Here is a 13,371-nt window from a genome sequence, read left to right as displayed (position 1 = left end):
CCACGCCACGTCGACCCCCCGAGCGGGGGTCGGTGGCGTGTCCACCACTACATCGACCGAGGCCGTGAGCACGACGTCCGCCGAGGAGACCCGACCGAGGGCCGACCGCCGCAGGCGACTGTTCGTCGTCCTGGGCGTGGTCGCGGTGCTCGCCTACGTCAGTGACCAGCTGACGAAGATGGTCGCCCTCGACGTGCTCGGTGACGGCGAGCCGCGGCCGTTCGTCGGCGAGCTCATCCGGTTCAAGCTCATCGGCAACCCCGGCGCGGCTCTCTCGCTCGGGGCGAGCAACACGTGGGTCATGACCGGCATCGCGCTGGCCGTGCTCGTCGCGATCATCGTCGTCTCGCGCCAGCTCGGGTCGCGCGCCTGGGCCATCGCGCTCGGCCTGCTGCTCGGGGCCGCGATCGGCAACCTCACCGACCGGTTCGTCCGACCCCCGGGCGGCGGCAAGGGCCACGTCGTCGACTTCATCGACTACAACCGCTGGTTCATCGGCAACGTCGCCGACATCTGGATCGTCTCCGCGGCCGGGCTCATCGTCATCCTCGCGATCCTCGGCATCGGGGTCGACGGGCGCCGCGACCACGGCCGTGGTGACACCTCCTCGCCCACCGACACCTCTCGTGACGCCTCCGCGGTCACGGGCACGACCACCACGAACGGCGAGACCGACATGACGCGACAGACCGACGGGGCGACCGGGGCGACCGGGACGCCCGGCGCCGCAGGTGCGTCCGAACCGCGTGCTGCGCACCGACAGGGGGACGACGACCGTGCCTGACGTGCGCACCGTGCTCGTGCCGGACGGTCTGGAGGGCGAGCGCGTCGACGCCGGCGTGGCGCGGCTGTTCGGGGTCTCCCGGACCAAGGCCGCCGACCTCGCGGCCGACGGCCACGTCGTCATCGACGGCAAGTCCGTCGCCAAGTCCGAGCGGCTCTCGGCCGGCTCGATGCTCGAGGTGTCGCTGCCGCGGCCCGAGGAGAGGCCCACCCTGCAGGTCGTGGCCCAGCCCGTTCCGGGCATGTCCATCGTCCACGACGACGACGACATCGTCGTCGTCGACAAGCCCGTCGGGGTGGCCGCCCACCCGAGCGTCGGGTGGAGCGGACCCGATGTCGTCTCGGGGCTCGCGGCCGCCGGCTACCGGATCTCGACGTCGGGAGCACCGGAGCGCCAGGGGATCGTGAGCCGTCTCGACGTCGGCACGTCGGGCCTCATGGTCGTGGCCAAGAGCGAGAACGCCTACTCGCGCCTCAAGCAGGCCTTCCGCAGCCGGACGGTCGACAAGACGTACCACGCCCTCGTCCAGGGCCTGCCCGACCCGGTCGTCGGCACGGTCGACGCCCCCATCGGGCGTCATCCGGGCCACGACTACAAGTTCGCGGTCATGAAGAGCGGCAAGCCGTCGGTGACGCACTACGAGGTGATCGAGGCGTTCCGGCACGCGAGCCTGCTCGACATCCATCTCGAGACCGGTCGAACGCACCAGATCCGCGTGCACTTCGCGGCCCTGCACCACCCGTGCTGCGGCGACCTGACGTACGGCGCCGACCCGAAGCTGGCGGCGCGCCTCAGGCTCGAGCGCCAGTGGCTGCACGCCGTCGGCCTGGGCTTCGAGCACCCGGGCACGGGGGAGTACGTCCACTTCGAGAGCCCCTACCCCGAGGACCTGCAGCGGGCCCTCGACATCGTCGCCACCTTCTGAGGACTCTAACCCTCCACCTCACCGTGAAGGCTGATGGCGTATGCCGTCCGGGGGCTGCGAGCGCCCAGGGCCTGCTCCGGACGGGGTGATGCTGGCGTCCCGACGACACCCCCTCCGACACCCCGTCCGAGACCCCGCCCGACACCCCGCCCCGACACGCCGAGGAGTGTCCGAGCGGAGGCTTAGACTCGTCCACGATGTCGACCGAAGCCGCCCCGCGAAACGATCCGAACTTCGTGCACCTCCACGTGCACACGGAGTACTCCATGCTCGACGGGGCCGCCCGCATCGGCGACCTCTTCAGCGAGGCGGCGCGCATGGGCATGCCGGCCCTCGCGACGACCGACCACGGCTACGTGTTCGGCGCCTACGAGTTCTGGAAGAAGGCGCAGGGCACCGGCGTCAAGCCGATCATCGGCGTCGAGGCCTACATCACGCCCGGCACGCAGCGCACCGACCGGACCAAGGTCAGCTGGGGCGACGGCGGCCGCGACGACGTCTCCGGCAGCGGTGCCTACACCCACATGACGATGCTCGCCCAGAACAACGAGGGCATGCACAACCTCTTCCGCATGACCTCGATCGCGAGCCTCGACCAGGTCTACACGAAGTGGCCACGCATCGACCGTGACCTGCTCTCGACGTACGGCAAGGGCCTCATCGTCACGACCGGCTGCCCGTCGAGCGAGATCCAGACCAAGCTCCGGTTCGGGATGTACGACGAGGCCCGCGAGGTCGCGGGCGAGCTGCGCGACATCTTCGGCAACGAGAACGTCTACGTCGAGCTCATGGACCACGGGCTCGACATCGAGCGGCGCACGCAGAAGGACCTCATCCGGCTCGCGCGCGACCTCAAGCTGCCGCTCGTCGCCACCAACGACCTGCACTACACGCGCGCCGAGGACGCCAAGGCGCACGCGGCCCTGCTCTGCGTCCAGTCCGGCTCGACCCTGATGGACCCCAACCGGTTCAAGTTCGACGCCGACGACTTCTATCTCAAGTCCGCCCAGGAGATGCGCCACCTGTGGCGCGAGCTGCCCGAGGCGTGCGACAACACGCTGCTCATCGCCGAACGCTGCGACGTGTCCTTCACCGAGGGCGAGGGGCGCTACATGCCCCGCTTCCCGTGCCCCGAGGGCGAGGACGAGACGTCGTGGTTCATCAAGGAGGTCGAGACCGGCCTCCAGCGCCGCTTCCCCGGTGGGGTGCCGGACTACGCCCGCAAGCAGGCGGCCTTCGAGGAGGACGTCATCGTCTCCAAGGGCTACCCGGGCTACTTCCTCGTCGTCGCCGACTTCATCAACTGGGCCAAGCGCAACGGCATCCGTGTCGGACCCGGCCGTGGCTCGGGTGCCGGTTCGATGTGCGCCTACGCGATGGGCATCACCGACCTCGACCCCGTCCCGCACGGCCTCATCTTCGAGCGGTTCCTCAACCCCGAGCGCATGTCGATGCCCGACTTCGACGTCGACTTCGACGAGCGCCGGCGCGGCGAGGTCATCCGCTACGTGACGGAGAAGTACGGCGAGGAGCGCGTCGCACAGATCGTCACCTACGGCACCATCAAGGCCAAGCAGGCCCTCAAGGACGCGAGCCGTGTCCTGGGCCACCCCTTCGCGATGGGTGAGAAGCTCACCAAGGCGATGCCGCCCGACGTCATGGGCAAAGGCATGCCGCTCGCCGACGTCTTCAAGCCGGACTCCAAGCGCTACAACGAGGCCGGTGACTTCCGGGTCGTCCACGACGAGGACCCGCAGGCCCAGGAGGTCGTCGCCACGGCGCTCGGCCTCGAGGGGCTGAAGCGCCAGTGGGGCGTGCACGCGGCGGGCGTCATCATGTCGAGCGAGCCCCTCGTCGACGTCATCCCGATCATGCGCCGCCTCCAGGACGGCCAGATCATCACGCAGTTCGACTACCCCAGCTGCGAGTCGCTGGGCCTGGTCAAGATGGACTTCCTCGGCCTGCGCAACCTGACGATCCTCGACGACGCCATCGAGAACATCAAGCTCAACCGTGACGAGGACATCGACCTCGACGAGCTGTCCAAGACCCTCGACGACCGCGCCACGTACGAGCTGCTCGGGCGTGGCGACACCCTCGGCGTCTTCCAGCTCGACGGCGGCGGCATGCGCTCCCTGCTGCGGCTCATGCAGCCCGACAACTTCGAGGACATCTCGGCCGCCCTCGCGCTCTACCGACCGGGCCCGATGGGCGTCAACGCGCACACGAACTTCGCGCTGCGCAAGAACGGCAAGCAGGAGGTCGTCCCGCTCGACCCCCAGCTGAAGGGCAAGCTCCAGCAGGAGATGATCGACGCGCTCGACCCGATCCTCGGGATGACCTACGGCCTGGTCATCTACCAGGAGCAGGTCATGGAGATCGCCCAGAAGCTCGCCGGCTACACGCTCGGCAACGCCGACCTGCTACGCCGCGCCATGGGCAAGAAGAAGAAGGAGGTCCTCGACGCCGAGTACGTCCCCTTCTCCGAGGGCATGAAGTCCCAGGGCTTCAACGAGGCCTCGATCGCCGCGCTCTGGGGCGTCCTCGTGCCGTTCTCGGACTACGCGTTCAACAAGGCGCACACGGCGGCATACGGCCTCGTGTCGTACTGGACGGGCTACCTCAAGGCGAACTACCCCGCCGAGTACATGGCGGCGCTGCTGACGAGCGTGCGCGACGACAAGGACAAGTCGGCGCTCTACCTCAACGAGTGCCGTCACATGGGCATCAAGGTCCTGCCGCCCGACGTCAACGAGTCGATCGCGAACTTCGCGGCTGTCGGCACCGACATCCGCTTCGGCCTCGCCGCGATCCGCAACGTCGGCCTGCCGGTCGTGCAGGCGATCATCAAGGCGCGTGAGGACAAGGGCGCCTTCGCCTCCTTCAAGGACTTCCTCTCCAAGGTGCCCGCGGTCGTGTGCAACAAGCGCACCATCGAGTCGCTCATCAAGGGCGGCGCGTTCGACTCGCTCGGTGAGAGCCGCCGCGGCATGGTCGAGGTCCACGAGCGCTACATCGACGCGCTCGTCGAGGTCAAGAAGCAGGAGGCCATCGGCCAGGACAGCCTGTTCGGCAGCTTCGGCGACGACGCCGACGGGGGAGCGGCCGACGGCCCGGGAGCCTTCGACGGGCTGCCACTCGTCCCGACCCTCGAGTGGGACAAGGCGAGCCTGCTCTCCTTCGAGCGCGAGATGCTCGGCCTCTACGTCAGCGACCACCCGCTCTTCGGCATCGAGCACATCCTGGCCACCCACGCCGACACCTCGATCGCCTCGCTCATGGGCGACGACCCCAAGTCCGACGGCACGCCGGTCACGGTGGCCGGGCTCATCACGAGCCTGCAGCTCAAGCGCACGAAGAAGGGCGACCTCTGGGCGATCGCGACCGTCGAGGACCTCGACGGCGCCATCGAGTGCCTCTTCTTCCCGTCGGCCTACACGACGTACTCGACAATGCTCGCCCAGGACACCGTGTGCGCGGTCAAGGGCCGGATCTCCGCCCGCGACGACTCGATCTCGATCTTCGCCCAGGAGCTGACGATCCCCGACATCAAGGAGGGCCCGCGAGGTCCGGTGGTGCTGACGCTGCCGCTCGGCCGTGCGACCCCGGCCGTCGCCGAGAGCCTCAAGCGGGTCCTCGGCGAGCACCCCGGCGCCACCGAGGTCCAGGTGAAGCTGACCCAGCCGGGTCGGTCGGTGCTCATGTCGCTCGACGACTCGCTCCGCGTCACCGCCACCTCGGCGCTCTTCGGCGACCTCAAGGCGCTGCTCGGTCCGGCCTGCCTCAGCTGATGCGCGAGGCCGAGCGGCGGCGGATGCGTCGCGCGCGGGTCGCTGCGCTCGGGCTGGAGCCCCGCCTCGATGCGCCCGGCCCGGTGTCGGCGCTCGACGTGGCTCGTGAGCTCGGGGCGCTCCAGGCCCAGGACTACGCCAGTGGCGCCTGGTCGCTCGGGGTGCGCTCCGGTCTGACCCTCGCCCAGGTCGAGCAGGCGGTCAGCGACCGTGAGGTCGTGCGCACGTGGCCGATGCGCGGCACGATCCACTGGGTCCCGGCCGAGGACGCCCGGTGGATGTGCGAGCTGCTCGCCTCCCCGCGCAGCACGACCCTCGCGACCCGCTTCGCCCAGCTCGGCATCACCGAGGCCGAGGTCGAGCTCTCGGGGCGCCTCTTCGAGGAGCACCTGCGCCGGCCGATGAGCCGGCCCGACGTCGCCTCCCTGCTCCTCGAGCACGGCATCGACCCGAGCGGCCAGCGCAACTACCACCTCATCGGTCACCACTGCATGAGCGGCCTCATCTGCCAGGGCCCGCTCATCGGCAAGCAGCCGAGCTTCGTCCTCATCGACAAGTGGGTTCCCCACTCCCGCAAGCCTTCCCGTGAGGAGGGGCTGGCGACGGTCGCCGAGCGCTACGTGCGCAGCCACGGGCCGGTCACCGAGAGGGACCTCGCCGGCTGGCTGCTCAAGCCCCTCGGGCTGGCCCGTGAGGCGCTCGCGCTCGTCGGCGACCGCATCGTGCGGGAGCACCTCGACGGACAGACGTGGCTGACGCACGTGGACGCGCGGGAGGTCTCCGAAGGGCCGGGGGGCATGCTCCTGCTGCCGCAGTGGGACGAGTTCCTCCTCGGCTACAAGTCGCGCGACGTGACCCTCCCACCCGAGCGCGTCGTCGAGGTCGTGCCCGGCCGCAACATGGTCTTCAAGCCGACGATCGTCGTCGACGGCGAGGTGACGGGCACCTGGCGGCGCGTCCAGGGACGGGACCGCGTGCAGCTCGAGGTCACGCCGTTCGCCGACCTCCCCGCACGCCGCTGGCGCGAGGTGGAGCAGGCAGCCGCCCGCTACGGGACCTTCCTCGACGCCGAGGTCGAGGTCGTCCCCGTCGCCGCATCCGGTGGGGGTGGCTGAGGTGGCCCGCGGACCCATCCCGCCGTCGCCGCTGCCCCCTCGGCACGGTGTCGACGCCCAACGCTTCCGTATGCCGCAGGCCGGCCCGTGGGTGTCCCTGCGCGACCACCTCGTGGAGCGGCTCTCTCCGGGCCTGACGCCCGACGAGGTCGACCGCATGCTCAGGGGCGGCGAGTTCGTGGACGCCTCGGGGGCGCCCGTCCCGGCCGACGCGCCGTTCGTGCCCCAGTCGGCGGTCTGGGCGCACCGTGACCTCCCGGACGAGGTCGCCCACCCCGAGACGCCGGTCGTGCTGCACCACGACGACCGCATCGTCGTCGTGGACAAGCCCCACGACATGGCGACGATGCCGCGCGGGCGCCACGTGGTGCAGAGCGCCCTGGCTCGCACGCGGGTGCTCACCGGAGAGGAGCGCCTCACTCCGGCCCACCGCCTCGACCGCCCGACGGCCGGCGTGCTGATGTTCACCACCGAGCAACGGTGGCGAGGCGCCTACCAGGGCGTCTTCGCCGACGGCCTCGTGCACAAGGAGTACCTCGCGGTCGCGCCGGTCCGCGACGACCTCGACCTGCCGCTCGTCCGTCGCACCCACCTCGTCAAGGAGCACGGCACCCACCAGGCCCATGAGGTCGGCGGGGCCGAGCCCAACGCCGAGACCCTGGTGGAGCTCATCGACACGGTGACCCGGCGCGGTGGGTCGGGGGAGAGCGTCGGGCTCTACCGCCTGACGCCGAGGACGGGGCGCACCCACCAGCTGCGGTGCCATCTCGCGGGCCTCGGGATCCCCATCGCCGACGACCCCCTCTACCCGGTGGAGCGGGACGTCCCGCTCGACGACTTCACGGCGCCGCTGCAGCTCCTGGCGGCCGTCCTCGCCTTCGACGACCCGGTCGACGGGACGCCGCGTCGCTTCGTCACCCGGCGCCGTCTCGCCGCCTGGCCGGGGACCTGGCCGGCTCACCCCGGGAACTGACAGCCGGTTGTCACCGAGCGTTCAGGAAGGTGTGGCCCTCTCGCCGCGCGAGGTCGGCGACCGCGGTCTAGGGTGACGCGCAGACCGAGCGGAGGAGCCGGTCCCAGGGAGGAACTCATGCACCAATCTCGTCCTGCCCTGCGCCGGGTCGCCGCGGTCACCACCGCTGCCCTCGCCGTGGGCATCACCCCGTTCGTCGTGGCCGCACCGGCCTTGGCGGCGTCCCCGACCGAGCTGTTCATCAGCGAGTACGTCGAGGGCTCGAGCAACAACAAGGCGCTCGAGATCTACAACGGCACCGGAGCGACCGTCGACCTCGGCGCAGGCGGCTACACCATCCAGGTCTTCGCCAACGGCCAGACCACCTCGAGCACGACCAACCTCACCGGCACGGTCGCGTCCGGAGACGTCTTCGTCTTCGCGAACAGCTCGGCGGGCGCGGCGATCAAGGCCGTCACCGACCAGGCGAGCGGGAACGCCAACTGGAACGGCAACGACGCCGTCGTGCTCCGCAAGGGCACGACCGTCCTCGACGTCGTGGGCCAGGTGGGCAACGATCCAGGTGCCGCCGGCTGGGGCACGGACCCCACCAACACGACCGACAACACGATCAGGCGCAAGCCCTCCGTCACGACGGGCGACACCAACGGGTCCGACGCCTTCGACCCCTCCGTCCAGTGGGACGGCTTCGCCGTCGACACGTTCGACGGTCTGGGCAGCCACACGATCGACGGTGGCCCGGCGGCTGACGTCGCCCCGAGCGTCAGCTCGACGACCCCGGCCGACGGCGCCTCGAACGTCGCCGTCGACGCGAGTCCGACGGTCACCTTCTCGGAGCCGGTCGACGCGGCGCCGGGAGCGTTCGCCCTCTCGTGCTCGATCTCCGGAGCCAAGACCCTCGCCGTCACCGGGGGTCCCACGACCTTCACCCTCGACCCGTCGACGAACTTCGCGCTCGGCGACGCCTGCTCCCTGACCGTCTCGGCCGCGGCCGTCACCGACCAGGACGCCGTCGACCCGCCCGACCACCCCGCGAGCGACGTCACCGTGCGTTTCTCGGTCCCTGCCGCCAACCCCTGCGACGCCACCGCCACCCCCGTCTACGCGATCCAGGGGAGCGGCGACACGGCAGCCGTCACCGGCACGGTGACGACGCGCGGCGTCGTCGTCGGCGACTACGAGGGCCCGTCCCCGGCGCTGCGCGGCTTCTTCATCCAGGACCCGTCGGGCGACGGCAACCCTGCGACCTCGGACGGCATCTTCGTCTTCGAGGGCAGCAACGCCGACAGCGTCAAGCTCGGTGACCTCGTCACGGTGACGGGCAACGCCGGCGAGAACCAGGGCCAGACCCAGGTCAGTGCCAGCAGCGTCACGGTCTGCGGCACCGGCACGGTCGCCCCGACCGAGGTCAGCTTCCCCGTGGCCAGCGGGACGGCCCTCGAGCGCTACGAGGGCATGCTCCTGACGCTCCCGCAGGCCATGTCCGTGACCGAGCACTTCCAGCTCGGTCGCTTCGGCCAGGTCACCCTCTCGCAGGGCGGCCGGCTCGAGCAGCCCACCAACGTCGTGGCCCCGGGCGCCGACGCCGCCGGGCTGCAGGCCTCGAACAACCTGCGCAAGATCATCCTCGACGACACCACGCAGGCCCAGAACGTCGACCCGATCGCCTTCGGTCGGGGCGGCAAGCCCCTGACGGCCTCCAACACGCTGCGTGGCGGCGACACCGTCACGGGCCTGACGGGTGTCCTCACCTACACGTGGGGCGGCAACGCCGCGAGCGCCAACGCCTACCGCATCCGCCCGGTCTCGCCGGCCGCCACGGTCGACTTCCAGCCGACGAACGCCCGGCCGTCGAGCCCGCCCGCGGTCGGGGGAGACACCCGTGTCGTCGGGATGAACCTGCTCAACTTCTTCACCACGCTCGACACGACGGGCAACAACTGCCGGGGTGGCCTCACCGGTGCGGTCATGGACTGCCGCGGCGCCAACAACGCCGCGGAGTTCGACCGCCAGTGGCACAAGACGGTCGCAGCGGTCTCCGGCACGAAGGCCGACGTCGTCGCCTTCATGGAGATGGAGAACGACGGCTACGGCCCCGACAGCGCCGAGCAGTTCCTCGTCGGCAAGCTCAACGAGAAGGACGGCGCGGGCACGTGGGCGTTCATCGACGCCGACGCCCGCACCGGACACCCCGATGCGATGGGCAACGACGCGATCAAGGTCGGCATGCTCTACAAGCCGGCCGCCGTGACGCCGGTGGGCACCACCGCAGCGCTCAACACCCTCGAGTTCGTGAACGGCGGGGACTCGGGCCCGCGCAACCGTCCGTCGCTCGCTCAGGCGTTCCGCGACAACTCGAGCGGCGGCACGTTCATCGCCGTCGCCAACCACCTCAAGAGCAAGGGCAGCGCCTGCGACGTCCCCGACGCCGGTGACGGCCAGGGCAACTGCAACGCGGTCCGGGTCCGGTCGGCGAAGCTCCTCGCGAGCTGGCTGGCGAGCGACCCCACGGGCACCGGTGACCCCGACGTCCTCATCCTCGGCGACATGAACTCCTACGCCAAGGAGGACCCGATCACGTCGCTCGAGTCGGCCGGCTTCGCCAACCTCATCGAGCAGCGGAGCGGCCGCGAGGCGTACTCCTATGCCTTCGACGGGCAGTGGGGCTACCTCGACCACGCGCTCGGGTCGGCGTCGATCGACAGCCAGGTGACGGGAGTCGGCGACTGGCACGTCAACTCCGACGAGCCGTCGATCCTCGACTACAACACCGAGTTCAAGACCCCGGCACAGGTCACGAGCCTCTACGCGCCGGACCAGTTCCGGATCTCGGACCACGACCCGGTCGTCGTCGGGCTCCACCTGACGAACTCCGCGCCCGTCGTCGGCGACGTGACCGGACCCTCGACGGCCACCTCGGTGGGCTCGCCGGTCACGGTGAGCGCGCCGTTCACCGATGCCGACCCGCTCGACGCGCACACGGCGTCGATCTCCTGGGGTGACGGCAGCACCACGGCCGGCACCGTCACCGGGGGCACCGTCAGCGGTGACCACGTCTACTCGGCGGCCGGCGTCTACACCGTCACGGTGACCGTCACCGACCAGTGGGGCAACACCGGCAGCCGCGCCACCACCGTGGTCGTCTACGACCGCGCTGCCGGGTTCCTCACCGGCGGAGGCTGGTTCACCTCGCCCAAGGGATCGGTCGCCGGGGACCAGTCTGCCACCGGCAAGGCATCGTTCCAGGTGTCGGCGAGGTACGAGTCGGGCGCGAGCCGCCCGGCCGGCTCGTTCACCCTGGCCACGCCGGGCCTGACGCTCGCCTCGACCGGCCTCGACTGGCTCGTCGTCACCGGTGACACCGCCCGCCTCGCGGGTCAGGCCACCGTCGGCGGCTCGCCGGGCTACACCTTCGAGGTGACGGCCAGGGACTCGGCGGTCGACGCCCTGCGCGTCGTCGTCCGCGACGCGTCCGGCACCGTCGTCTACGACGGCGGCACCCAGCGGGTCCAGGGGCAGGTCAAGCTCCACTGACCGCAGCAGACGACGCGCGACGGACCGGCGTCCGGTGGGGTGGTCAACCCCGCCGGACGCCGGACGCCGGTCCTCGTGTCGTCCGCCGGGCGACCGGTCCGTCCTGTCCGCCCACCGGCCCAGGCAGCAGGGTCCGTAGACTCCGCTGAATGCAGCAGCCCCCGACCGCCCGGCGTGAGCCGACCACCCGCGAGCACCACGGCGACCGCTTCGAGGACCCCTACGCCTGGATGGCCGACCGCGACTCGGACGAGCTGCGCGAGCTGCTCGTCGGCGAGAACGCCTACGCCACGGAGCGCACGGAGCACCTGCGACCGCTGGCCGACGCGATCTTCGAGGAGTTCCGCTCGCGCATCGAGGAGACCGACCTCTCGGTCCCGGTGCGCCACGACCGGTGGTGGTACTACTCGCGCACCGTCGAGGGTGAGCAGTACGCCGTCGAGGCGCGGGTCCGCGTCGCCGACCACCCGGAGCGCCCGGGTCTCGAGGACGGCCGACCTCCCGTGGGCGAGCAGGTCCTGCTCGACCAGAACGAGGAGGGCCGTGACCACGAGTTCTTCGCCGTCGGGGCGAGCGAGGTCTCCCCGTCCGGGGACCTGCTGGCGTATGCCGTCGACGTCGTCGGCGACGAGCGCTACGACGTGTGCGTGCGACGGATCGAGGACGCCGCCGTCCTCGACGACTCGGTGCGACGGACCGGTGGATCCCTCGCCTGGTCGCTCGACGCGCGCCACTTCTTCTACACGCGCGTCGACGAGGCCTGGCGCCCCCACCAGGTCTGGAGGCACGAGGTCGGCACCCCTGCCGAGGCCGACGTGCTCGTCCACGAGGAGACCGACGAGCGCTTCTTCGTCGGTGTGGGCAGCTCCCGCGACGACCGCTACGTCCTCATCGCGATCGGGTCCAAGACCACGAGCGAGTTCCGGATCCTCGACGCCGACGACGCCCTCGGCACGCCCCGGGTGGTGGCCGAGCGGCGCCAGGGGGTCGAGTACGACATCGAGCCGTTCGGCGACCAGCTGCTCGTGACCCACAACGCGAACCGGGTCAACTTCGAGCTCGCGGTGGCCCCGGTGACGAGCACGTCCTCCGACGACTGGGTGCCCTTGGACGTCACCACGGCCGACGAGTACGTCACGGGCGCAGAGGGTTTCGACGACTTCATCGCCGTGTCCCTCCGACGTGAGGGTGGCACGGGCGTGCGCGTCGTGCTCCGAGACCCCGGCGCCGCGAACGGGCTCGGCGCGGCCCACGACGTCGCGGTGGGGGAGCCCATCGGCACCCTGCACGTCGGCGTCAACCCCGAGTCGGACACCCCGACGCTGCAGGTCGTCCACGAGTCGCTCGTCACGCCGCGCACGGTCGAGGACTACGACGTGCGCGCCCGCACCTTCACGCTGCTCAAGCAGCAGCACGTCCGCGGCGACGTCGACCTCGCCCGGTACCGCCAGCGGCGCGTGTGGGCCACGGCGGCGGACGGCACGCGCATCCCCATCTCGATCGTGCACCGGCACGACGTGGCGGCCGACGGCACCGCGCCGGGGCTGCTCAACGCCTACGGCGCCTACGGCATCTCGAGCGACCCGTGGTTCTCCGTGCTGCGCCTCTCGCTCCTCGACCGAGGCTGGGTCTTCGCCATCGCCCACGTGCGTGGCGGGTCCGAGATGGGGCGATCGTGGTACGACGACGGCAAGCTCGAGGCCAAGCCCAACACCTTCACCGACTTCATCGCCTGCGCCGACCGCCTCGTCGAGGCGGGCTACGTGGCACCGGACCGGCTCGCCGCAGAGGGTGGCTCGGCCGGCGGCCTGCTCATGGGGGCGGTCGTCAACCTCGCCCCGGAGCGCTTCCGCTTCGTCCACGCGCAGGTGCCGTTCGTCGACGCTCTGACGACGGTCCTCGACCCGAGCCTCCCGCTCACCGTCGTCGAGTGGGAGGAGTGGGGCAACCCTCTCGAGGACCCCACGGCATACGCCCTCATGAAGTCCTACACGCCCTACGAGAACGTGCGTCCGTCACGCCACCCCAGCCTGCTCGTCACGGCCGGCCTCGACGACACCCGCGTCTACGTCACGGAGCCCGCCAAGTGGGTCTCGGCGCTGCGTCATGCGGACATCGGGGTCGACGAGCCCGCGCAGATCCTCTTCCGCACCGAGATGGCGGCGGGTCACGGTGGCCGATCGGGGCGCTACGACCTCTGGCACCAGTGGGCCTGGGAGACGGCCGTGCTCATCGACCAGACGTCGTGA

Annotated in this window: 7 protein-coding genes; all 7 read left to right on the top strand. The window is 70.8% G+C overall.

All coding sequences use genetic code 11. From position 1 onward, the window contains the following. Nucleotides 1-64: 64 nt before the first annotated feature. The 7 genes from TAE01_RS04085 (at nt 65) to TAE01_RS04055 (ending at nt 13,371) form a co-directional block, all read left to right on the top strand. Nucleotides 65-784: a signal peptidase II gene (locus TAE01_RS04085; RefSeq protein WP_246111126.1), complete on the top strand. Its 720-nt coding sequence runs from the start codon at nt 65-67 to the stop codon at nt 782-784. Then, nucleotides 777-1,709: an RluA family pseudouridine synthase gene (locus TAE01_RS04080; protein ID WP_147063696.1), complete on the top strand. Its 933-nt coding sequence runs from the start codon at nt 777-779 to the stop codon at nt 1,707-1,709. The genes TAE01_RS04085 and TAE01_RS04080 overlap by 8 nt, the downstream gene beginning before the upstream one ends. A gap of 197 nt (nt 1,710-1,906) precedes the next feature. After that, the gene (dnaE, locus tag TAE01_RS04075; RefSeq protein ID WP_147063694.1) at nt 1,907-5,500 is read left to right on the top strand and encodes a DNA polymerase III subunit alpha; all 3,594 of its coding nucleotides are present in this window, start codon (nt 1,907-1,909) and stop codon (nt 5,498-5,500) included. After that, nucleotides 5,500-6,615 (top strand): winged helix DNA-binding domain-containing protein, encoded by a 1,116-nt coding sequence (locus tag TAE01_RS04070; RefSeq protein WP_246111125.1) that lies wholly within the window; start codon nt 5,500-5,502, stop codon nt 6,613-6,615. The genes dnaE and TAE01_RS04070 overlap by 1 nt, the downstream gene beginning before the upstream one ends. A 1-nt stretch (nt 6,616) precedes the next feature. Beyond that, nucleotides 6,617-7,588, top strand: a complete 972-nt coding sequence (locus TAE01_RS04065; protein ID WP_246111124.1) for a pseudouridine synthase — start codon at nt 6,617-6,619, stop codon at nt 7,586-7,588. A gap of 117 nt (nt 7,589-7,705) precedes the next feature. Beyond that, nucleotides 7,706-11,122: an ExeM/NucH family extracellular endonuclease gene (locus TAE01_RS04060; RefSeq protein ID WP_147063692.1), complete on the top strand. Its 3,417-nt coding sequence runs from the start codon at nt 7,706-7,708 to the stop codon at nt 11,120-11,122. Between the two features lie 149 nt (nt 11,123-11,271). Next, nucleotides 11,272-13,371, top strand: a complete 2,100-nt coding sequence (locus TAE01_RS04055) for a S9 family peptidase (protein ID WP_147063690.1) — start codon at nt 11,272-11,274, stop codon at nt 13,369-13,371.

This window comes from Terrabacter aerolatus, assembly GCF_007991735.1.
GTDB lineage: Bacteria > Actinomycetota > Actinomycetes > Actinomycetales > Dermatophilaceae > Terrabacter > Terrabacter aerolatus.
The sequence above is the reverse complement of the archived record's forward strand: the minus strand, read 5'-3'. Positions and strand labels throughout refer to the sequence as shown.